The sequence below is a fragment of the Labrys sp. WJW genome, assembly GCF_001676615.1.
In the GTDB taxonomy this organism is placed as follows: domain Bacteria; phylum Pseudomonadota; class Alphaproteobacteria; order Rhizobiales; family Labraceae; genus Labrys; species Labrys sedimenti.
On the sequence record NZ_LYXZ01000027.1, the window covers coordinates 160424 to 183216 of the forward strand.

Consider the following 22793-nt stretch of genomic DNA (forward strand, 5'->3'; position numbering starts at 1 on the left):
GGACAATGACATTGCTTCCCGAGAACCACGGCAAGGCCCGGCTGGGCGTGCCTGCAATCGCCCTGGCCCTGGCGGCCAGTTGGGCCCTGCCGACCTGGGCCGGAGAGACCCTGGATCGCGTCAAGAAATCCGGACAGGTCGTCGACGTCCTGGTCAACGATTATCCGCCCTTCGGATTCATCAATGCCAAGAACGAGCTCGACGGCTTTGACGTCGATGTCGCCCGCGCTTTTGCCGACAAGCTCGGTGCCAAGCTCAAGCTGGAGACACCGGGCTGGGAGGCCATCATCAGCGGCAAGTGGTCCGGGCGCTGGGACGTGGCGATCTCATCGGCCACGCCGACCGAGGAAAGGGCCAAGGTCGTCGACTTCCCCGTCATCTACTACAGCGCGCCAGCCGTGCTGGTGGTACACCAGGATGAGAAGACCATTCGGTCGGTCGCCGACATCTCCGGCAAGAAGGTCGGCGTTGGCACCGGCTCGTCCTATGAAGCCTATGTCAATCGCGACTTCGCCATTCCCGGGCACAAGGCGATCGCCTTCCCTTTCAAGGATGCTCTTGCCGTGCCGGGCGATGAAACCGTGAATTTTCAGAACCTGGCCCTCGGCCCGGGGGTTCGCCTCGACGCCATCGTCGCCTCGCTGGCGACGGCCAGGGGCGGTATCGAAACCACCAAGAAGCTGAAAATCGTCGGCGATCCCCTGTTCGCCGAGCCCAACGCGATCGTGACCGACAAGGGCGACCCGGAATGGAACGCCGAAATCAAGCGCGTGTTCGGTGACCTGAAGGCGGATGGTACCCTGGCCAGGATTTCCAACAAATGGTTCGGCACGGACATCACCAAAGATGTCGATTGAAGATGCGGCGGCGGGAGCCGGTCGGCGCATCGGGCCCCTGTCCGTTCCCGGGATAGGCCGCCTTGGTTTCCGGCAAAAAGTCTGGCTAGTCTGGGCGGGCATGCTCGCCATCCTGGCATTTGGCTTTCTCGCGCTGGGACTGGATCTCGCGCTGATCCGCCAGAAGCTGCCCTTCCTGCTCGGCCTCAGGCTGACTGCGGACGGCTTTCTCCAGGGAGCTGCCCTCACCGTCTTCATCACGGCCATTTCGATGATGCTGGCGCTGATCGTCGCTATCCTGGCCGCACTGGGCCGCCTTTCCGCCAACCCCTTTGCCTTCGCCGCAGCAACTTTCTACGCCTCGCTTTTTCGCGGCACGCCGCTGCTCGTCCAAGTCCTGATCATCTATCTGGCACTGCCGCAACTCGGCATCGTGCTATCGGCGCTGAGTTCGGGCATCATGGCCCTGTCGCTGAACTACGGCGCCTATCTTGCCGAGATCATCCGCTCGGGAATCGCGGCCATCCCGCGCGGACAGACCGAGGCGGCAATGGCGCTGGGCCTGCGACGCTGGCAAATCGGCATCAAGATCGTCGCGCCACAGGCCATGCGCATCATCATCCCGCCGGCGGGAACACAGTTCGTCTCCATGCTGAAAGATTCCTCGCTGGTCTCGCTCATGGGACTGTGGGAATTGAATTTCCTGGCCCAATCCTATGGGCGTTCGACCTTCCACTACATGGAAATGCTGACGGCGGCGGCAGCAATCTATTGGCTGCTTTCGATCGGATTGGAGCTCGTCCAGTATCGTCTCGAGCTGAAATTCGGCCGAGCCGCCGCAACCGCTCGCCCTTGAAAGTCAACGCAACATGAATAGCAAGATCAATGGCTTCACCATCCTCGATGGCGGCATGGGACGATTGCTCGAGCGCCTCGGCGCGCCATTTCGCCTGCCCGAATGGTCGGCCCTGCCTCTGATCGAGGCGCCGCATTTCGTTACCGAAGCGCACAGCCTCTATGTCGAGAGCGGCGCCGACATCATCACCACCAACTCCTACGGCATCGTGCCCCATATGATCGGCGAGGAGCGTTTCGCCGCGCAAGGCGCCGGCCTGGCGGCGCGCGCCGGCAGCCTGGCCCGCACCGTGGCCGATCAAGCCCGGCGCCCGGTTCGCGTTGCCGGATCATTGCCCCCGCTTTTCGAAAGCTATCGCCCTTCGCGTTTCCAGCCCAGCCGCGCGCCCGCGATCCTGAGCGCCCTGGTCGAGGGCCTTAGGCCTCATGTCGACTTCTGGCTGATCGAGACCCAAAGCTCGACCGCGGAAGCCTTCGCCGCCATCGAAGCCGTGCGCCCGACCGGCCTTCCATACTGGGTATCCTATACGTTGCGCGACGAGGATGGCCGCCGGGGCCCGCCGCAACTGCGCTCCGGCGAGGCTGTCGGGCAGGCCGTGACGCAGACGCTGGAACAGGGCGCAGCCAGTATCCTGTTCAACTGCAGCCAACCCGAAGCGATGACACAGGCCGTCGAAGCGGCGAGCGCAGCCATTCATGCTTCCGGTGGAAGGGATATCGGCCTGGGCGTTTATGCCAACGCCTTTCTGCCCGAGCCCCCGTCCGATACGCCCTATGCCGGCATTTCACAGATCCGCAGCGACCTCGCCCCCGACAATTATCTCAAATGGGCACGACATTGGGTCGATCGCGGCGCGACGATCGTCGGTGGCTGCTGTGGCATTGGCCCCGAGCATATCGAGGCCATCCATCGTTTTCGTCAACATCCGGAGGCTGCATACTGATCTTGCCAGCCAGGCGATCACCCCACGCCTTCAATTGCTCCGATGCAAAGGCCGTCATGGTTGATCCGCCTGTATGGTGGGCGCCCGAATGCAAAAAACCGCCCTGACAATCAAATCAGGACGATTAGTGACTTATGACAGAATTGGTTGCGGGGGCCTGCAACCAATTCTTACGCCGTGGCACGCCACAGTGCCCCAAACCGCGATCTCACTCGACCGATTACAATGTAGGCAATTGGCTGAACCCCTATCGGTCAGGTCTCCTCTACTGCCGATTTGCCTTGCGTCGTCAGAACTTCGACCTAACGAAAATTCGCGATGACCTCTTCTGCCTTGTGCCCCATGCATGGCATTCCGTGATCTTCCTCCGCGTCCTATGACATACTAAAAGATGGACCGGTTTCCGAGGTTTGGGCCAATTTTTAACATATAAATCAATATACTTCACGCTTCGGTACTGTTACCAATCTGCCACATCAGGTAGCGAAAGTACGGCAGTCGACAGAGAGCAACGGGCAATCTATTTGACTTAAGGAAACCCCCCTTCATATGTTCGAGAGAGGCAACACGGCTTTAGACGCCCGCGAGGAAAGAATCCATGTTCAAGGCAGCATTTGTTCCAACCGTGATGGCCGCGGCCCTGTTCGCGGGCTCTGCATCGGCTGCCGACCTTGCGCCGCAGGCGGCCGAACCGGTTGCGCCGGTCGCCACCCTCTACGACTGGACCGGCCCGTATGTCGGCCTGCACGCCGGCTATGGCTGGGGCCGCGAAGACGACAATCAGAGCCACCTATTCTCCGAGAATGGGCCCGTCGCGACGAATGTTGCCGACAAGTTCAACATGAACGGTTTTGTCGGCGGCGCGCATGCCGGCTACAACTACCAGATCGACCAATTCGTGATCGGCGGCGAAGCCGACATCGACTACACTGATCTCAAGGGCAGCCATCTTTACAGCTATTCGGGCGGGAGCGTCACCGGACGCCTGCAGATGAAGAGCGAGTGGCAAGGTTCGCTGCGGGTTCGTGCCGGCTACGCCATCGACAATATCCTGCTCTATGCCACCGGCGGTGTTGCCTTCGCCAATGGCAAGCTGTCCGACCGGGGCCAGTCCTTCGGCACCCCCTATGCGTCGAGCGACGACAACACCCATATCGGCTGGACCGTCGGTCTGGGCGCTGAATATGCCTTCACGCAGAACTGGATAGGCCGCGCCGAGGTGCGCTACTCCGACTTCCAGAAGAAGGGTTACGAAACGGCCAATGGCCGGGTCAAGGCCGGCTGGAATCAGACCACGGCGACAGTAGGCGTCAGTTACAAATTCTGAGTGGCCAGCCGAAACGCCAAGGCGGCAGTCTGTTCGGGCAGTTCGAAGCCGGCGTGTGCATCAACCCCGCCAGACAGTGGACCTCGTCGACCTAGATGATACGCAACAGGTCTCCGGCACCCGATATCGTTCCAACCGATAATGCAGGCGCCGGTCCTCGACATGCGGGGAATAGGGCATCGCTCGTCATCCGAGATATGCCCGGCAGAGCCTGGATAGAGTGATACGCCGTGATGAGACAGTATCAAGCGTACTTTGTCGCAACGTCGATGGAACCCCGATCCGATGCACTGAAATGAAGCAGCCGAAAGCTGTCTTCATCACGCCGATCCTTCCGGATGAGACCGGCAATGGTCTTGCAATGCGGATGGGAATGTTCGCTGAAGCCATTCGACGATTTGCGACGCTGGATCTCGTTTTGGTTCCGGTCGCCGGCGGGCCGGTATCGCCCACGCCCTATCTCATGAGGCTGGGCGTCGGTCTGCATGTGGTGCCGGTAGCAGGCCGGGCCGAAACACATTTCCAGTTTCTCTGCCGCCTTGCCGACGACACAAAACGTCTGGCTGCTTTCAAGGCCTATGGCAAGCCAAGCCTTGCCAGCTATTTGTCTGCCCCCGTCGTCGGGGAGATCCGGCGGATCGTCGCGGCCTGCAAACCCGATCTCGTTCATATCGGCAGATCATATCTTGTCCCCTGCCTTTCGGTTCTGCCCGAGGGGATAACGGCAACGCTCGATCTCGATGAGGATGATCTGACCTCCTTCTCGTCGCAGGCGCGTCTGGCGCGAGCCGGTGGTGACGAGCACAAGGCCGAATGGCTGGAGCAGGAAGGACGGGCCTGCGATTCGCTGATCGGACGCCTGGGGCCGTCTTTCAGGCTGCTTTTCGTGGCAAGCCATCGAGAGGCTGCGCTGCTCCGGCGGCGGCACCCGCCAATCGATCCGGTGCCGGTGGAGAATGCCGTCGGAATACCCCGATATCGGGATCGGCTGGACGATGGTGAGACGCTGCTGTTCGTGGGCGCGCTGTCCTATCCCCCGAATGCCGAGGGGATTGCCTGGTTCGCCAGGGCTGTCCTGCCAAGGCTGAGAAGCAGGAGCGGAGCCGCTTGCCGTGTCCTCGTCGCGGGCGCCCAGCCACCCGCCGCGATAAGGGCGCTGGACCGTCATCCCCGTATCCATCTTCTTGGGCAAGTTCCTGACCTCGGCATGTTTTATCGACGTTCGGCTCTCGCTCTTGCCCCGCTCCACGCAGGAGGCGGCACGCGTATCAAACTGCTGGAGGCCGCAGCTCACGGCGTGGCCAGCGTTTCCACATCCCGGGCGTCGCAGGGCATTGGCTGGCCCGAAGGATTGGCTGGCTGGACAGCAGACAGCGCAGGGGAATTTGCTTCCGCTTGCCGCGAAGCGCTCAGCCATGCCCACGAACGCGAATTGCGGGGATCCCGATCACGCACCTGGGTTCGTCGACATCATGATCGCGCCTTGCTGAAGGCCCGCATCGCGCGGATGATACGGCAATTGCTGCCAGAGACACAATTCCAACAAGGCCCCTCGACATGACCGATACTCCCGAACCGCTTTTTGAGAAAAAATCCGATGTCGAGTGCAATGAGCTTCCGGACGGGTATGTCATCTATGACCGTCAACGCGACAAGGTTCATTTCCTAAACTTCACTGCGGCAGCCCTGTACGAATTGTGTGACGGCACCAATACTGTATCGGCCATGGTGGAGATCCTGAGAGAGGCTTTCGAGCTGCCCGGTTCTCCCAGGGCGGAGGTAGAGGCCTGCTTGTCGGAACTGCGTTCGGAGGAACTCATTCTGCAGTCCAACCGAGTGACGGCTGATTGACACCTCACCCGATCAATTGATAGAACTTTGCGTTAAGCAGTGCTTGTTACCCGGGACACCGCTTGAAACTGACATTGGGGACGAGATGGCTACTGCAACTCCTGCTATTGGAACGAACCCGGCAAGCGCGACCCCGCCGGTCGTCGCCAAGAAGGTGCTTTCGTTGGTTTCGAAGACGAAATACGAAGCGCCCAAGGTCGTCTCCTTTGCGATCGACGATATGAAGACCCATACGGCGCTCGCGCTCGCCGGCAATGTCTGAACTGTTTTGATCGAAACGCTGAAAATCTCGATCCTGGACTTGCCCGAATTTGGCTTGTCCAGGTGATGCAGCGGTGATCACGCTTTCGGATTTCGCTATTTGTGAGTCGACAGGCCTTGGACGGACGAGATAAACTCACCGTTGCAGCGGCGATGATCGTTCGAAACGAGCAGCACCATCTTGCGGCCTGCCTCGATACCTTGGAAGGGGCACTCGACGAGATCATCGTCGTCGATACCGGCTCCACTGACGGCACCATCGAATTGGCGTCACGCGCTAGCGTCAAGCTCCTCCACCACAAATGGGCCGACGACTTCGCTGCTGCCCGAAATGTGGCGCTGGACGCGGTTTCCTGCGACTGGGTTCTCTATATCGACGCGGATGAACGCCTCGGCCTGCCTGATGGTGGCAGGCTGGCAGATTACGTCGATCCGGCTGCAATAGCAGCCTTCGTGCGCTTTCGTCCCAAGACTGGCTTCACGCGGTATCGCGAATGGCGCCTGTTTCGCAGCGAGCCGTCAATTCGTTTTGTCGGCCGGATTCACGAGTCGATGCGCCCCTCCATCCTTGCCGCCGCTGACCGACATCACCTGCCGATCGTCCAAACCAGAGTCGAACTCTATCATCTGGGCTATGATGGCGAGCAGGCGCAGAAACATGCCCGCAACCTGCCTCTTCTACAGGAGGCGGTTCAGCTCACACCGGAGCGGGTCTACTATTGGTATCATCTTAGCGAGACGCTTGCGGCGATCGGGCGCACGCCGGAGGCGATCTCGGCGGCCTGGACGGGCCTGGAATGGGGACAGCGCAAACCTGCGTTAGAAAACCGTCCCGCAATGAGCCTGATATTCCAGTATTTGGCCCGGACCGAACTCGATGCCGGAAACGATGCCTTGCGATTGATCGACGAGGGGCTGGAGTTCGAACCCGCGGACCACGCACTGGCTTTTTTGCGCGGCCAGGCATTGCTTCGCGCGGGCCGTGCAGAGCAGGCGCTGGACATCGCCCTGTCGCTTGGCTCGATTGATCCGGATGGTCTCTTGGACGGCGTTCTTGCCTTCGACCGCCGCATCTTCCTGGATATGGCGTGTGAGCTGGCGGCTCTCGCCTGCCTGCGGCTAGGTCGACGCAAAGAAGCCGCCGCTCATTACAGTCGGGCTGCGGCTCTGGCCCCCGACAGCCTTGCCTATCGAGTCAAGGCCGCCGCTCTCGGTGCGTGTTCACTGCCCTGATCGCGCCGCCGTGGAGACCTCGATGCCGATTGATCGCAATCTAGTGCTCGTACATACTGAAGGATGGCAGGATCTCTCCGACTTTCTCGCCATCAAGGTGCATGTCGAGCGCATGGCGCCAGACATCGAGGTCTTCATTGCCTCGAACTTGTCCCCTTCTTCCTTCACACGCAAGAAAGCCGCCGCCAGGCCCTGCCTGGTGTTCTCCCCCGTGAAGCTGCTGACATTCAGACCAGATCGAGGCCGGCTCTATGTCGGCCAACCGATGTCCAAGATGGTGGAGATGCAGCGCCTACTGTCAGCCGGCCTACCAGTACCCGCGTTCGAGGAGATTCGGCCAGGCATGGTCCTGTCGCCGGATGTCTATGGTCCCTATGTCGTGGTGAAGCCGTCGTATGAATTGGCGTCATGGGGGCAAGGCATATCTCTGCACCGTACAGAGAATGTGCTGTACCAGGCTCCGTCGGACTATCCGGAGGAACATCCCGGCCGACATGGGCCGATGGTCGTTCAGAAGTTCATCGATTGTGGTTACGCCATGACCTGCCGCGTCCTGACCTTGTTCGGAACGCCGATCTTCTCGCTGCTACGGGAGTCCACCGTTCCGCTCGCACTCGACGGCTGCGACGGCCCGTTCGAGCAGGCCGATTTCATGCCTGCGCCGCCAAATACCATCGTGCAGATCGCCCGAGACCCCGACATATTGGCTTTCGCCGCTTCCGTGTACGAAGCGATGCCCGACATTGCCCTGCAAGCTTGCGATATCCTGCGTGACAAGCATGGCAAGCTTCATATTCTGGAAATCAATCCCGGCGGCGGCACCTGGATGTTTTCAAGCATCAATGCACCGAACTACAGATCCAGGCTTGGCCTTGACGATCTGGCGGCACCGTTCGATGCCTTTCATACTTGCGCGACGATTCTCATAGAGCGTACCCGCGCCGAAGCAATTTAAGTGGAGAGTCGAATTGCCCGTTCGAACCGGAGACACTGTTTCCATAAGGAGCGCCGATCCGTCGGTCCTTGTCCTCACACCGGTGAAGGATGCGACCCCACACCTAGCCCGCTATCTGGAGTTGATTGAGAAACTGGAGTGGCCAAGGGCCCGCTTGAGCATAGGACTTCTGGAGGGGGATAGCACAGACGGAACCTGGGACAGTCTGCAGGAACTCAGGCCCAGATTATCGAAGCGCGTGTCGCGCGCATCGCTCTTCAAGCGTGATTACGGCTTCAGAGTGCCGTCAGGCGTGCCACGCTGGGCTCCCGAGATTCAACAGGCGCGCCGCCAGATCCTGGCGCGTGCCCGCAACCAATTGTTGTTTCGCTCTCTGCGGGATGAGGACTGGGTGCTATGGATCGATGTCGACTTAGTCGACTATCCTGCCAATGTCTTGCGTCGCCTTATCGCCACCGGATTTGAGATCGTGCATCCTCATTGTGTTACCAGTCCGGGAGGACCGACTTTCGACCAGAACGGCTGGAGAGATCACGGAGCCAAGATGTTGTGCGACCTGCGCGGACGTGAAGCTGTCCGCCTGGACGCAGTCGGCGGGACGATGCTGCTGGTGAAGGCCGACCTGCATCGCGACGGCCTGATCTTTCCTCCTTTTCCCTATGGTGTCGCCAATCCCAAAATTCGCCCGCAACATCCTTTGTGGGGACAAGGGGAGATCGAAACCGAGGGCCTCGGTATCATGGCGCTGGACATGAAAGCTCAGTGCTGGGGGCTCCCGGGCCTGGAAATCCTGCATGCCAATTCCTGAGCGGTTGCGCAGTGATCGGCGTTATGTCCTCTCGCTACGCAAGACAGGCCTCGGAGATCGCTTCATCTGTCTTGGTGCAGCCTGGAAATTCGCCAAGAACACCGGCCGCACGCTCGTGGTGGACTGGCGGCATTCCATCTATACCAACGATAGCCAGGATCTGTTTTCGCTTTGCTTTGAACCTCTCTCCGACCTTGCTGGCGTCCCAATCCTGACGAGTGAGGCGATCGACCCTGCGATCTTGCCTCGTCCGGTTTATCCTGCTCCTTGGCAGGACAGCGCACTGCTGGATCGGCCATGGCTCGTGCCGGCAGATGCGTTTCCTGCGGAACGGGAAAGGGGGGTCGAGCTCATCCGTTCCGGAGGCGATGTCGATGAGCCGACAGTCATTTTCAACAGCTGCATCAATGACGGGATCACTAGCTTCACCGATGCGAGACAATTCTTCGAGGGCTTGCGTCCGACCTTAACTGTCCGGGAAGCCGTTGATCGGTTCTGCTATGAAAGTTTCGGCGGCTCGCCCTTCATCGGCTTGCACGTGCGTCATGGCAACGGTGGCGACATTATGGGCCATGCGACCTCCTGGTCGTCGCCGCCCACCGCACTCGAGCGCTGCCGCCGTGCCATCGAGAAAGCACGCGAGCGCCTCGGCCGGGATGTCAGGGTCTTTCTCTCTACTGATAGTGCCGATGTGGAGCAGGCGCTGAGGATCCTGGTTCCCGGCGTCGTCGTACGCGCTAAATCGTTTCGGGGACGGGGAGAAGGAGAGTTGCATTTTGGCGGTGGTGTTTCACATCTGCAGGAGGCTTTGGTGGAAATGTTCACCCTCACCAGGAGCAGCGCTCTCATCCGTTTTCCAGCGGGCAGTTTCTTCTCGCTCTACGCAGCGGTTATGAAGTTCTCGCAATGCCCTCAGCCTGCGTCGATTTCTGACTTGCTGCAAGCCTCCGATCCACGCGACGCTCTGTCGCCGGCGATACTTTTCTAATTATCGGCGGATGCCGGCCTTGCCGCGAAATACCCAATAGGCCCAGCCGGTATAGACGAGGATGAGGGGGGATGATGACGAGGGCCCCGACCAGCATGAAGGCCTGGCTCTCGGGCGGTGCCGCCGCCCCCCAGATCGTCACGGCGCGCGGCACCACATAGGGATAGATGCTGATCCCGAGCCCGATGAAGCCAAGCAGGAACAGCGCCAGAGCCATCAGGAAGGGCAGCCGCTCCCGCTCGCGCCGCAGGCTCCAGAAGAAGGTCGCCGTGCGATCGCCACGAGCAGCGGCACCTGGGCAGTCAGCAGCACGCCCGGCATGGCAAACCAGCGTCGCCAATAATCATAGTGCAGGAACGGCGTGGCCGCGCTGACGGCCCCGAGAGCGAGAAGCGCGGCCACGCCCAGCCAGAACGCCAGGCGGCGGGCATGGAGCTGGCTCGCCCCTTCCGTCTTCCAGATCAGCCAGGTCGCCCCCAGCAAGGCATAGCCGGCCACCACGGCCAGCCCCGTCAACACGCTGAAGGGGCTCAGCCAATCCAGCCGGCCACCGGCATAAGCCTCGTTCTCGACATGGACGCCCTGCAGGATCGCACCAAGCGTCACGCCCTGCGCCGACGCAGCGACGACCGACCCGAGGCAGAATGCCGTGTCCCACAACGGACGGTGGCGCGGATCGCGCCAGCGAAACTCGAAGGCGACGCCGCGAAAGACGAGCCCGAGCAACACGGCGATGATCAGCGGATAGGTGGCCGGAAGGATGATGGCATAGGCCAGCGGGAAGGCCGCAAGCAGACCGCCGCCGCCCATCACCAGCCAGGTCTCGTTGCCGTCCCACACCGGCGCGATCGAGTTCATCGCCTGGTCGCGCTCCTCGCCCACCGCAAAGGTCGGGAACAGGATGCCGATACCGAGGTCGAAGCCGTCCATGGCGACATAGGCCATCACCGCAAAGCCGATGACCGCCGCCCAGAATATGGTGAGATCGATGCTGCCCATCACGATCAATCCTTCGCCGGCAGGGGAACGCCGACGCTTGCTGCGGGCGTGATACCGGCCGCGCGTTGCGGCAGGTTCGGCGGCTCGCTCTCGCCACGTCCGGGCGCCTTCGCCATCAGGCGCAACAGATAATAGGTGCCGGCCCCGAAAGCGCTGAAATAGACCAACACGAAGGCAATCAGCGAGGCGGCAACGGCCGGCCCAGCGAGCGGCGAATGGGATTCGGCCGTTCGCAGCAGGCCGTAGACCGTGAAGGGTTGCCGCCCGACTTCCGTCGTCACCCAGCCCGCGATCACCGCACCGAAGCCTGCCGGTCCCATGGCGACGGCGGCGCGATGCAGCCAGCGCCAGTCATAGAGCCTGCCTCCCATGCGTGCGAGCAAGCTCCACGGCCCGATGCCGCGCATGGCGAAGCCCAGCGCCACCATGATCCGGAACGACCATCTGAGGATTGCCAAGCTCCGACGGTAACGGCCTACATTCCCCGATGCGCTATCGCGAATGAAGCCATGAAGATCGGGGCGAGTGAGCGAAGAAACCTGCCCGGGACAACCGGCTCTGACGTCAAGGGACCAGGTAGCCAGCCCCTAAAGGATACTTGCCCCTCGTCAGCGTAAATTAAATTACCTCGGCGTGAGCGATCTGTATATAAATACCTCACCCATCTAAATTGAACGCTCCTACGACCAATACTTCTCCAAGTAATACAGTTTCATTTCACGCAAATATCACGCCAAACCGTAAATTCTCACTCAGTCTTCGACCACTACCCTAGGAGAGGATCGAAGGCACACCATGTGCCAATGCGTGACCTTGCCCGACATGGCAAACGTCGGGCTTTTCTTTTGACGGTGTCGGCAAGGCCCGCGCATCCGCTTGGAGCGCACGACGAACACGCCCGCGTCGGGGAACGGTTCGGAACGGCATAGGCGCGGCTTGAAGGACACTGGAGGAATGTGCGTGACTTTGCCGAAAGGATCTTCGGCGCAGAAGCGGCGGATAATGGTGGCGGTCGCCGAAATCCAGGGTGACGGAGAGCTGGCATCGCTGCGGCGGCACTTGCCGAATGCGGCCGTGTTTGAACTACATCGAGCCCCTGGCGACCTGAAGGCATCCGTAGACCAGATTGCGAGGATCCTGGCCAAGGCAGAAGACCGCCTGGTATCGTGCGTGACCGATGGACCGCCATTGCCGCCTCGCCAACTGCGGATACTGACATTGATCGCCGAGGGGCGGACGAACAAGGAGATCGGTCGTATTCTGGACCTTTCCCCATTCACCATACGCAATCACATATCGCTGCTGTTTCGCCTGCTCAATGTCAGGACCCGGGCGGAAGCCGTGGCAATCGCCGGTCAGTTTGCCGACAAGGGGTGAGCGCGTGGTCCTTCTCCGCAGGCCTGAAGCGCTCGATTGCCATTTGCCCCCTGGTGTGCCTGAAGGACGCGCCCGGCCTTCCGCCCACAAGCGGCACATCTGTGCCGCTCGCGGAGCAAGGTCCAAAAACACGACTCATGCCACCGCGTTCAAATATCCGAACGATGCCGGGGAGAACCGTCATACCCGCGCTGATGCATGGCGATATTGTTTTGGCGACATGCCAAAGGCTTCCTTGAAGCGCTTGGAAAAATTGGACGGCAAAAAGCCGGTCGAAAGGCCAACTTCCGTGAATTTTTCCTGCGTGGCGACGACCAGCTGCCTTGCGGCTTCCAGACGAAGGTCCAGATAGGTGCGACTGGGCTTCTTGCCGACGTGAGCCAGGAAAAGCCGCTCCAAGGCACGGGTAGTAATGCCGCACTGGGACGCAATAGCGTGGATCCTGATGGGTTGACTCAAATTTTGCTCCATGAGCAGCAGGGCCCGGCGTACCCGTCTATCTGTCACGAGCTTTTCAAAGGGCACCCGCGGCTGCGGGTCGGAAGGGGCGCGAGCCCGCTCGATCTGCAGGACCTGCATCGCCTTTTGCTTGGCCGCATTTCCGAGCTGGCGTTCGACCAGAAAGGCTGCCAGATCCGCCACCCCCGCCCCGCCGGCGCAGGTAATTCGATTGCCATCGACGAAAAAAAGCCGGTCGGCCATCGCATCGACACCAGGAAACCGGTCCTTGAAGTCGTGATAGTGAAACCAGCTCACGCAGGCCTTGCGCCCTTTCAGGAAACCGTATTGGGCCAGGATGAAGGCACCGGTGCACACGCCGATCAAGGGAACATGCGCGCGATTGGCGGCATGGAGAAAATCTCGTGTGTCATGGTCGAGGGGATCGGTGGGCTTCAGCAGTCCGCCGATCACTGCGATATGCGTAAACCTGGAAGGATCGCCAAGGGAGGCAGTCGGCGCGACTTCGACGCCGCCGCTTGAGCGTATCAGATGTTGCGTCGCGCTTACGACTTCCCAGTCGCAATGGATCCTTCGACTTTTATCCCCCTCATCGCCGGCAAGGCGCAACGTATCGAGGAAAAGCGAGAAGGCCGACATCGTGAAATCATTCGCGAGCACGAAACCGACATGCAGATTCTTGCGGGACGAAGCCTTCGGAAGGCCATGGGGTGTCGAGACTTCAAGATGGTTCGTCATGGTTCTCGTCCTGTACCTCTTGCGACGCTTGCTCTTGCTGGCGCTTTGGGAATTCAATGATCGGGCACCGGCGTTGCCGGGCTGGAGCGGCGCTTCCCGCCAGAGCACGGTCGTCAGATTTCGCGGCCGGCTCGCATCTCCTGCCAGCGGATGACCCCTTTTATGCCGATCCGGGCGAAGGGTTCCGGCGGAAGCCGGCGTGGCAAGGGCTGGTTCTGATACTTCGCCAGATCCTCGGAAAGACTGCCGGTCGCCAGATTGGCGGCCATCATGCCTGCCAGCGTGCTTTTCACCGTTCCAAGGCCGTTCTCGCAGCAGGCGGAATAGACCCCCTCTTCGACTTCGCCGAAAGCTGGAACATGGTTCCAGCTCAAGCACAGCCGCCCGGCCCAGCGATAGTCGAATGAAAGTCCCGCCAGATCGGGAAAGCGCGCGTCAAAGGAACGGCGCTGCTCCGCCGCAATGGCAGCGACCCGCTTGTCCGAAACCTGTAGGCTTGGGTCATAGGTAAAGCGCGTACGGATCACAATCCTGGAACCGGCCGACGTCGTGATCTTGCGCAAGGTTGCGCCCATCGGGTCGGCAGGCAATAGCCCCCACCGATCACGCCCGGCCTTGCTCCAGAAGTGCGTCGTCATGGAAGCATAGGTGAAGACGTGCATCAGGCGGCCACGGAAATGACCGAATTCCTGGATCAGGCCATTCACTCCGAGAATGACCTTGGGCGCACGCACCGAACCCTTGCCGCAGCGGGCTTTCCAGATGTTCGCCTCCCGGGCCAGTTCAAGGACCGGGGTATTTTCGTACAAATCGATCTTCGACTGCAGCCCGGCCGCCAAGGAGCGAATGTAGTCGGCGGGCTGGATGAGAACGGCACCGGGGGTAAAGAGGCCGCCAAGATAGTAATCGCTGCCGGTGATCTCCCGCATGTCGGCAGCGCTTAGCTCTTGCAAAGGTTCGCCGATTTCCTGCAGAGACCGTTTGAAGCCATCGTTGAGCTTGAGGCCTCTTTTGGTGGCGGCCGCATTTATCTTTCCACACGGGTCGAAGGTCGCGGCCGGCATGCCATATTCAGCCGCAGCCTCCTTGGCGAAAGCGATGCCCAGTCGATTTTGCGCCATCTCCAGCCTGGTGTCGCCGGTATCGCCCGACGAATATTCACCCGAAGTCAGATTATGCGGCACATCGATCATGAAGCCGGAGTTTCGACCCGCAGGGCCTTGTGCGAGCTCCCTGGCGTCGAGAACGACAATCCGGTCGCCAGGGCAAAGCTGCGTCAGGCGCCGGGCAGCGGAAAGCCCGGCAAAGCCCGCACCCACAATCAGCCAATCGGCGGTAATGTCGGCATCGAGGGCTCGCACGGGCAAGCGGCGCTGCGAGATCGCCTCCCAACCCGAGCGCCCCGTATCGACCGGCAGCCGTTTGACCAGATGGCGTGTCACCGCTGCGCTTCTCCCACGATCTGCGCGATCTCCTGCTTCAAGGCAGCCACGGTGCGCGCGACCTGATCCTCCTCGTCGACCGTGAGCGGCAGAAGGGGCCGGCGCGGCGGGCCAGATTTGAGGCCCACAAGTGTGGATCCATGCTTGATCTTCTGCACGAACTTGCCTTCATCCAGCAGGTTCATCAAAGGCATCATGGCCGCCATGATCCGCCTGCCCTTTTCGAAGTTCTTTTCGACGACGCAGGCCTGGTAAAGCGCGATGTGCTCGGCGGGAAGGAAGTTCGACCCCGCACAGACCCAGCTGCGTGCACCCCACGCAAAGAACTCGAGAGCCAGGTCATCCCAGCCGCATGACAGGCCGATATTGGGAAAGCGGCGGGCCAGCATGTGCAACTGGTTCATGTCGCCGGAGCTTTCCTTGATTGCCACGATGTTCCTGGATGCGCTGACGAGGCCAAAATAGGTCTCCCCCATCGAAACACCCATGCGTGCGGGATAGTTGTAGAGCATGATCGGCAGGCCCGCCGCCTGGTCTATCGTGAGGGTGTGAGCGGCGTTTTCCTCCTCGGTCGGGATCGCGTAAGGCGGCGAGGCGACGAGAATGGCATCGGCGCCGATCTCTCGAGCGGCCTTGGCATAGGCAACCGAGTCCTCTGTGCGAATGGCTCCCGTGCCCACGACGAGCGGCAGGCGGGTACCGATTACCTGCCTGGCATAGGCAGCAAGCTCAAAGCGCTCCTGCGGCGTATGGGCGTAATATTCGCCGGTCGAGCCCGCGATGACGATGCCGTGCACCTTGGCTGCGATCAGCGACTCCAGCACCTCGGCAAAGGCGCTGCGATTGATTTGGCCATCGGCGTCGAGCGGCGTGATTGCCGGCGTATAGATCCCTTCAAATTGCACGACGAAGTCTCCTTGATTGAGTGTTCAGGGCCCGAAACGCTGCCCGATCGATTATTCGACGCCGGCCTTCCACTCGCGCAGAGCCAGCGTCGTCTTGGCGCCGATGAAGGTGAGAGGCTGCGGAGGAAGCGAGGCCGGACGGGCAAAACCGCGATAGATGCGCGTCAGCTCGGACTCCCTCCCCATGAGGGTCTCCGCGATCGCCAGGCCCGAAGCCGTTGCATTGGAGGCGCCAAGACCGTTGCAGCCACAGGCCGCGTGGATCCCTGCCTCGACCTCGCCGAAGGCCGGGACGCTGTTCCAGGTCACGGCCATCGCTCCACCCCAGCGATATTGCATCGGCAGGTCTGCCAATGCCGGGAAGCGGCGAGCGAACTTGCCGTCATGGAGGGCACCCGCCCGCTTCAGGGTTGCCTCGCTGACGTGAAGGCCCGGATTATAGGTATAGCGCGAGCGCACCAGCAGGCGGTCTCCGTCGGCTCCCCTGATGCGCCGAAGGGTCGTTCCCATGGGCGATGCCGGCGTGGCGGCCCAGCTTCTCTTTCCCCCGAGGCGACCGGGATCGAAAGGCACCGTCATCGAGGCATAGGTAAAAATGTGAAGCAGCTTGCCGCGGAAGAAGCCAAACCGCTCGGCATAGCCATTGTTGGCCAGCACGATACGAGGGCTTTCGACCGAACCTTGGGGAGTCTTCACGAGCCACCTGCTGCCCCTGTGCTCCAGCACCAGGGCCGGTGTCCGCTCGAACAGTTGCACGGCGCCGCCAAGGCTGTCGGCAAGCCCCCGGATATAGGCCGCAGGCTGGACGATCAACGTACCCGGCATGTAGATGCCGGAACTGAAGGCCTTCGAACCTGTCACCTGAGCGGCAGCCTTGGCGTCCAGCATGGTATGCGCCTCGCCAAGCCTGCCGAGCTGCGCCGCATAGTCGGCGATATGCCGGTCACCTTCCGGCGTCATCGCGAGATTGTAGCGGCCGCAACGATCGAGCGTGTCGGGACCCCAGCCTTGCTCACGGGCCAATTCGTCGGCAAAGCTCACCGCGCAACGCTGCAGCGTCACGTGGTCACGACTCTTCTGGATTGAATCGCCGCCATAGTCCTCCGACGACACCTCATGCGGCAGGTCGATGATGAAGCCAGAATTTCGACCGGCAGGACCATCGCCCACGACGGAAGCCTCCAGGACGACGACCTTCAGCGTCGGGTCGATCTGTACCAACCGCCGAGCGGCGGAGAGACCGGCGAAGCCGCCTCCGATCACCGTAACGTCAGCCGTGATCGACTGGGTGAGAGACAGTGTCGCGGAGCGAGGTGGCAGCAGTGCCACCCAGCCACAGACTCCCGGATTTTCCGGGAGCTGGGTCGTTTTGAAGACTTTGGCGGCGGCACTCACGACGCGCTTTCCTCGCGCGCAGCGAGATCTCCGAGGGCGGCCTTGAGAGTCTCGAGCTTGTCGGCCGGGAGAGCGCTCAGCGGGCGGCGGGGCTTACCGGCTCCGAATCCGGTGATCTCGGCAGCGGCATAGACCGATTGCACATAGTCGCCCTGCCAGATCAGGTTCATCGCCGGCTCCAGCAGGCGCCAGATCTCACGCGCCTCGTCCCAGCGATGCTCTTTGGCCGCCTTCACCAATGCGACACAGGTCCGGGGCGCGAAGTTGGCACCTCCCCAGATCAGTCCGCTTGCGCCAGCCAAGAGCGCATATGGCACCAGCGGATCGGCACCGTTCATCACCGGCCGCCCTGTCCGGATCAGGTCGGTCTGGGCCGCAAGATCGCCGCTGCTGTCCTTGGCGGTGCAGAAGTTTGGAATTTCGCAAAGCCTGTCCAGCAGCTCGGGCGTGATACCGACACCGACCGCGTGCGGCACGTTGTAACCGATGATCGGCAACCCGCCTTGCGCTGCGGCCGCATAGAAGGCAAACACGCCTTCGTCATCCGTCGGTCCCTCGAAGAAGGGCGGCAGCACCATGACGCCATCGGCACCGCATGCGGCGGCGTGACGGGTGCGATCCACCACGTCCTCGACCAAGAGCGCGGAGGTCTGCACGATGATCGTGGCACGGCCGGCAATGATCTTCGCACCGCGCGCCACCAGGGCATCGGATTCCTCGCGCGAAAGATAGACATGCATGCCGGTACCCGAACTCAGGACGAAGCCGTCGACGCCCGCGGCAACGTAACGCTCGATGTGAGCCTCCAGGCGGTCGAGATCGACCCGCCCCTCGGCATCGAACGGCGTGGTCAGAGCGATATTGAGACCGGGAAAGGGAAAATTGGACATCGTTTACAGCCCTTCCTCACCGGAGAGATCGAGCCAGATCGTTTTGAGCTGGGTATATTGGTCATGCGCATGGATGGAATTGTCGCGCCCACCGAAACCTGACTGCTTGTAGCCGCCGAAAGGCGTGGCACTGTCGCCTTCGCCGAAGGAGTTGACCGTCACGGTGCCGGCGCGAAGCGCCCTGGCTGCGCGCATGGCGCGCTTGCCATTGGCGGTGAAGACGGAGGCCGCCAGGCCATAATCGGTATCGTTGGCGATGGTGATGGCTTCTTGCAGGTTCTCGACCGCGATGACGGCGAGGATCGGACCGAAGACTTCCTCGCGGGCAAGGCGCTCGTCATTGCCCTTGAGCTCGATGATCGTGGGATGAACATAGCGCTCGCCCGTGATCTCGCCGCCATGGAGGACTTTTTCGCCATTGCCGAGGAAAGAGCGGACCTTCCCGAAATGGGCCTCCGATACGAGAGGACCAATGCGATTTGCAGGATCGAGGGGGTCGCCAACCGGCCAGTCGCCGAGCGCGGCGACGAGCTTTTCAACCAGGGCGTCCTTGACGGCCCGATGAACGATCAGCCGCGAAATGGCCGAGCAATTCTCGCCCATGTTCCAATAGGCGCCATTGACGACATGGCTTGCCACCGCATCGAGATCCTCGGCGTCGTCCATGACGATGCAGGGGTTCTTGCCGCCCATTTCCAGCACGACTTCCTTGAGGTTGCTGTCGGCGGAGTAATGGAGGAAGCGGCGCCCGGTCGCCGTCGAGCCCGTGAAGGAGACCGCGTCGATGCCGGGGTGACGCCCGATCGGTTCACCGACCTCCGCACCACTGCCGGTGATCACGTTGAGCACACCGGCGGGGATGCCGGCCTCCAGGGCCAGTTCGGCGACGCGCACGGCGGTCAGCGAGGTCTCCGCCGCCGGCTTCACGACGAGCGTGCAGCCCGCGGCAAGGGCCGGCCCGATCTTCCAGGCCAGCATCAGCAGAGGAAAGTTCCAGGGGAGCACAAGCCCGACGACCCCGACCGCCTCGCGAACGACGAGAGCAATGTGATCGTTGGAGGCCGGCGAAACCTGGTCATAGATCTTGTCGATGAGTTCGGCATGCCAGCGCAGGCACTTCACCGTCTCGGGCAGGTCGACGGTCTGGCAGTCGAGGATGGTCTTGCCGCTATCCAGGCTCTCCATCACCGCCAGTTCGACGAGATCGGCCTCGATCAGATCGGCAAGCCGCAGCAGTACCGCCTTGCGTTCGGCCGGGTGCAGCTTTGACCAACGTCCGTCCTCGAAGGCGGCACGGGCACCGGCGACCGCGATGTCGACATCCCCTGCCCCACAGGCAGGAAGCTCGGCAAGCATGGCGCCGGTTGCGGGATTGACCGTCTTGAATGTCCTGCCGCTGGTTGCCGCAACCTTCTCTCCAGCGATGACGCAGTGAGACGGAAGGGATAGATTGGCGGCAATTTGCTTGTAGTCGTCGTGGCTTAGCAAGTCGGTCATGGTCTCTCCCGTTGGATGTCCGTCTATGGGTTCAAAGGCATTTCGATGCCGTCGGGCATTGCGTAGGCGGCCATGTTGCGGCGCGACAGGTCCATGTGGGCGCGGACGATGCTCATCGCTTCATCGGGATCGTGGCGTTCGATTGCCTCGATGATTTCATCGTGCTGGCTGATGGCCAGCTCAAGCTGCCTCTTGGCTTCCGGATCATTCCTGAAAAACGTGCGGCCAATGCGGCCATGGTCGATCAGCAGCCGCCGCAAACTCGGGATCAGATAGGCATTGTGTCCGATATGCCCGATCTCGAGGTGAAACTCGTTGTTGCTGAAGATCCTTGCTTCTATGTCGCCATCCATCGCGGCTCGGCGAAAATTCTGCTGGATCTTCTTGAGATGCTCTATCTCTGACTTCGACGCATTCTCTGCCGCCAACTTGGTGGTGACCATGTAGATCATCGGCGCGACGAGAAAGAAATCGCGCAGCGACTGATAGTTCATCGCGGTGACACGAGCGGGGCGATTGGGCTCTAGCTCGATATAGCCCTCTCCCGCCATCTGGCGCATCACCTCCCGCACCGGGGGGCGCGAAAGGCCGAACTCCTCCGCGAGCGCAACCTCGTCGAGCACGGCCCCCGGTGCCAGGCGCATCGTCAGAATTCGCTGGCGCAGAGCCTCGCCCAAAGCAGCCTTCCTATCCAGGCCCGCGCTCGTCGGAAGATCGATCGGCCGTTCGATGGTCATTTGAAAAACCTCCAAAACTGAACCGCCCGGACCTTTGTCGTCGGGACGGCCGACCAGCCGTTCCATAGCCACCGCGAAAACGCTATAAAATTTCAGTAGACAATAAGTAGACATTAGGTAGGATGTCAATGCCGGTCTTCGAGAAATGGTCCGGCATCGATGACGATCTGCGGGAAGGCGCATCCGCCCGACGCGATCGGGCGAGTACCCAGCCGGTGCGTGTGGGGAACCGACCGCACCGGTCGGCACCAATATTCAAAACCCAGCAGAGAGGAGTTCTACCTATGAGGTCGATCATGAGGGCGCTCGGCGCGCTCGCAGTGCTCGGTCTGAGCCTGATGAGCGCGCACGCGGACGAAAAGACCATCAAGCTCGGCACCATGGCCTGGGAGGACATGCTCCCGATCACCGGCGTCGCCAAGAAGGCGCTCGAGGACAAGGGCTACAAGGTCGAGGTCACGCAGTTCTCCGAATGGGGCATCGCCTATGCTGCCCTGACCAAGGGCGACGTCGAGGTCATGGTCTCGCAGGTCGACTACGTCGCACAGGACTATTGGAAGAAGAACAAGAGCCGCCTCGAAAAGATTTCCATCACATCGCACGGCCTCTATCAGGCCTTTGCCGTTCCCAGCTATGTCGACGCCAAATCGATCGAGGATCTCAATGCCAATGCCGACAAATTCGGCGGCAAGATCATCGGTATCGAACCTGGTTCGGGCCTCATGCGCGAGGCGGGCAAGGCTATCAAGGACTACAACCTCAAGCTCCAGCTTGTCGAAGGCAGCACCGCCGGCATGACAGCCTCGCTGAAGTCAGCCTTCGATCGCAAGGAACCCATCGTGGTGACTTTGTGGGATCCGACCTGGATGTTCCAGAAGTTCGAGATGAAGTTCCTCGCTGATCCCAAGCACGTTTTTTCGCCGCCTCAGTCCTACAATCTCATCGCCAAGAAGGGCTTCTCGGAAGAAAAGCCGGAGGCACGGGAAATCCTTGCCGGCGTCTATCTGCCGCTTGACCAGATCCGCGCGATCAACACGGCTGTCGCGGACGGAAAAACGATGGACCAGGCTATCCAGGACTGGGTCGCCGCCAATGACGCACTGATCAAGCGTTGGGAGGACGTCAAGAACTACTAGGCAGTTCCATAGGCCGTGCAGCGACGCTGCACGGCCTATTCTCATGCCGATATCCAGGGGAAAAGGATATGACCACAGCGGTAATGAATGCCGAGGACATCCTGTTGGACTGTCGCTCGGTTTGGAAGATCTTCGGAAAGAAGGCTCCAACTGCCATGAAGGCAGTTATCGAGCGTGGGCTCGGCAAGCGTGACGTGCTCCAGGAATTCGGCTGCGTCGTCGGTGTCTCCGATGCCAGCATCGAAATCCGCCGCGGCGAGATCTTCTGCATCATGGGTCTTTCCGGGAGTGGCAAGTCTACACTGATCCGGATGCTCAATCGCTTGATCGACCCGACAAGCGGCGAGATCTTCGTGAAAGGACGCTCTCTTTCGCAGCTCACTGCCGCTGAGCTCCGCGAAATCCGGTCTCGCCATATCGGTATGGTGTTCCAGAGCGTCGCGCTCCTTCCCAACCGCTCGGTGCTGGAGAACGCCGCCTTCGGTCTCGAGGTCCGTGGTGTCCCCAAGGCCGAGCGGCAGCGGGCGGCCGAGGCGTCGCTCACCAAGGTCGGGCTGGCCGATTGGATGCAGCGCTATCCGCGCGAGCTTTCCGGTGGCATGCAGCAACGTGTGGGCCTGGCCCGTGCGCTCACCTCGGATCCCGAGATCATTCTGATGGACGAGCCCTTCAGCGCGCTCGATCCGCTGATCCGTCGACAATTGCAGGACGAATTCCGTCAGCTCACCAAGGAACTCGGCAAGTCAGCGGTGTTCATTACCCACGATCTGGATGAGGCCATCCGGATCGGCGACCGCATCGCCATCATGAAGGATGGCTGCATTATCCAGGTCGGCACCGCCGAAGAGATCATCCTCAATCCGGCCGACGCGTATGTCGCCGAATTCGTTGCCGGCATCTCGCGCCTCCATCTCATTAAGGCGCATTCGGTGATGGTGCCGCTGGCAAAATACCAAGCCGGAAACGCCAATGTCGATGTGACGGCCCTGCCCACAGTGTCCCAGGCGGCCGACATCGATGAACTCATCGACCTCACCTTGGCGCATGAAGGAACCGGCATTGCCGTGGTCGAGGACGGCAAGGCGATCGGCATCGTCACCCCGCAGAGCCTTCTGCTCGGGGTGAAGGGGTCCAGCACGACAGATGCCGCACGGCCTTAG

The 22793-nt window shown here is 61.1% G+C and carries 21 protein-coding genes and 2 pseudogenes; 14 read left to right on the forward strand and 9 right to left on the reverse strand.

Annotated features, from left to right (window positions below; genetic code table 11):
* Positions 1-5: 5 nt before the first annotated feature.
* The 11 genes from BA190_RS18080 (at position 6) to BA190_RS18125 (ending at position 10058) form a co-directional block, all read left to right on the forward strand.
* Positions 6-857: a transporter substrate-binding domain-containing protein gene (locus tag BA190_RS18080; RefSeq protein WP_068290369.1), complete on the forward strand. Its 852-nt coding sequence runs from the start codon at positions 6-8 to the stop codon at positions 855-857.
* Complete coding sequence (locus BA190_RS18085; RefSeq protein ID WP_082979835.1) at positions 847-1692, forward strand: amino acid ABC transporter permease; 846 nt, start codon at positions 847-849, stop codon at positions 1690-1692. The genes BA190_RS18080 and BA190_RS18085 overlap by 11 nt, the downstream gene beginning before the upstream one ends.
* Before the next feature lie 13 nt (positions 1693-1705).
* Complete coding sequence (locus BA190_RS18090; protein WP_068290370.1) at positions 1706-2635, forward strand: homocysteine S-methyltransferase family protein; 930 nt, start codon at positions 1706-1708, stop codon at positions 2633-2635.
* Positions 2636-3233: 598 nt separating this feature from the next.
* A complete protein-coding gene (locus BA190_RS18095; RefSeq protein WP_068290371.1) occupies positions 3234-3962 on the forward strand; it encodes an outer membrane protein in 729 nt (242 codons plus the stop codon).
* A 295-nt stretch (positions 3963-4257) separates the two neighbouring features.
* Positions 4258-5523: a glycosyltransferase gene (locus BA190_RS18100; RefSeq protein WP_068290373.1), complete on the forward strand. Its 1266-nt coding sequence runs from the start codon at positions 4258-4260 to the stop codon at positions 5521-5523.
* On the forward strand, positions 5520-5813 hold the full coding sequence (locus BA190_RS18105; RefSeq protein ID WP_068290374.1) for a PqqD family protein: 294 nt from the start codon (positions 5520-5522) through the stop codon (positions 5811-5813). The genes BA190_RS18100 and BA190_RS18105 overlap by 4 nt, the downstream gene beginning before the upstream one ends.
* A gap of 85 nt (positions 5814-5898) precedes the next feature.
* The gene (locus BA190_RS35990) at positions 5899-6075 is read left to right on the forward strand and encodes a hypothetical protein (protein ID WP_156771576.1); all 177 of its coding nucleotides are present in this window, start codon (positions 5899-5901) and stop codon (positions 6073-6075) included.
* A 116-nt stretch (positions 6076-6191) separates the two neighbouring features.
* Entirely contained in the window at positions 6192-7307 is a 1116-nt protein-coding gene (locus BA190_RS18110; RefSeq protein ID WP_156771577.1) for a glycosyltransferase family 2 protein, read from the forward strand.
* A gap of 22 nt (positions 7308-7329) precedes the next feature.
* Positions 7330-8262, forward strand: a complete 933-nt coding sequence (locus BA190_RS18115; protein WP_068290377.1) for a hypothetical protein — start codon at positions 7330-7332, stop codon at positions 8260-8262.
* Positions 8263-8275: 13 nt separating this feature from the next.
* Positions 8276-9070, forward strand: a complete 795-nt coding sequence (locus BA190_RS35380) for a hypothetical protein (RefSeq protein ID WP_082979836.1) — start codon at positions 8276-8278, stop codon at positions 9068-9070.
* Positions 9057-10058, forward strand: a complete 1002-nt coding sequence (locus BA190_RS18125; RefSeq protein ID WP_068290379.1) for a nodulation protein NodZ — start codon at positions 9057-9059, stop codon at positions 10056-10058. The genes BA190_RS35380 and BA190_RS18125 overlap by 14 nt, the downstream gene beginning before the upstream one ends.
* On the opposite strand, the pseudogene cydB reads toward BA190_RS18125, so the two are convergent.
* Both cydB and BA190_RS18135 read right to left on the reverse strand, forming a co-directional pair.
* Positions 10059-11060, reverse strand: a pseudogene (cydB, locus tag BA190_RS18130) (cytochrome d ubiquinol oxidase subunit II).
* 2 nt (positions 11061-11062) lie between these two features.
* Positions 11063-11518: pseudogene (locus tag BA190_RS18135) on the reverse strand (cytochrome ubiquinol oxidase subunit I); the annotation flags it as partial.
* A gap of 499 nt (positions 11519-12017) precedes the next feature.
* Here BA190_RS18135 and BA190_RS18140 point away from each other — a divergent pair.
* Complete coding sequence (locus BA190_RS18140) at positions 12018-12434, forward strand: LuxR C-terminal-related transcriptional regulator (RefSeq protein WP_245314804.1); 417 nt, start codon at positions 12018-12020, stop codon at positions 12432-12434.
* Positions 12435-12614: 180 nt separating this feature from the next.
* Here the strand turns inward: BA190_RS18140 and BA190_RS18145 are convergent, their stop codons facing one another.
* The 7 genes from BA190_RS18145 to BA190_RS18175 all read right to left on the reverse strand — a co-directional run bounded on the left by BA190_RS18145 (position 12615) and on the right by BA190_RS18175 (position 20497).
* Positions 12615-13631, reverse strand: a complete 1017-nt coding sequence (locus tag BA190_RS18145; protein WP_068290384.1) for a GlxA family transcriptional regulator — start codon at positions 13629-13631, stop codon at positions 12615-12617.
* Positions 13632-13744: 113 nt separating this feature from the next.
* The gene (locus tag BA190_RS18150; protein ID WP_068290387.1) at positions 13745-15073 is read right to left on the reverse strand and encodes an FAD-binding oxidoreductase; all 1329 of its coding nucleotides are present in this window, start codon (positions 15071-15073) and stop codon (positions 13745-13747) included.
* Complete coding sequence (locus BA190_RS18155) at positions 15070-15978, reverse strand: dihydrodipicolinate synthase family protein (RefSeq protein ID WP_068290388.1); 909 nt, start codon at positions 15976-15978, stop codon at positions 15070-15072. Before BA190_RS18155 ends, BA190_RS18150 begins: the two co-directional genes overlap by 4 nt.
* Before the next feature lie 51 nt (positions 15979-16029).
* Positions 16030-17373, reverse strand: a complete 1344-nt coding sequence (locus BA190_RS18160) for an FAD-binding oxidoreductase (protein ID WP_068290392.1) — start codon at positions 17371-17373, stop codon at positions 16030-16032.
* Positions 17370-18263 (reverse strand): dihydrodipicolinate synthase family protein, encoded by an 894-nt coding sequence (locus BA190_RS18165; RefSeq protein ID WP_068290394.1) that lies wholly within the window; start codon positions 18261-18263, stop codon positions 17370-17372. The genes BA190_RS18160 and BA190_RS18165 overlap by 4 nt, the downstream gene beginning before the upstream one ends.
* 3 nt (positions 18264-18266) lie before the next feature.
* Complete coding sequence (locus BA190_RS18170) at positions 18267-19760, reverse strand: aldehyde dehydrogenase (RefSeq protein ID WP_068290396.1); 1494 nt, start codon at positions 19758-19760, stop codon at positions 18267-18269.
* Between the two features lie 23 nt (positions 19761-19783).
* The gene (locus BA190_RS18175; RefSeq protein ID WP_068290398.1) at positions 19784-20497 is read right to left on the reverse strand and encodes a GntR family transcriptional regulator; all 714 of its coding nucleotides are present in this window, start codon (positions 20495-20497) and stop codon (positions 19784-19786) included.
* A 284-nt stretch (positions 20498-20781) separates the two neighbouring features.
* Between BA190_RS18175 and BA190_RS18180 the strand changes: the two genes are divergently transcribed.
* A complete protein-coding gene (locus BA190_RS18180) occupies positions 20782-21633 on the forward strand; it encodes a glycine betaine ABC transporter substrate-binding protein (protein WP_068290399.1) in 852 nt (283 codons plus the stop codon).
* A gap of 68 nt (positions 21634-21701) precedes the next feature.
* Positions 21702-22793, forward strand: coding sequence for a glycine betaine/L-proline ABC transporter ATP-binding protein (locus tag BA190_RS18185; protein ID WP_068290400.1), 1092 nt, complete (start codon positions 21702-21704; stop codon positions 22791-22793).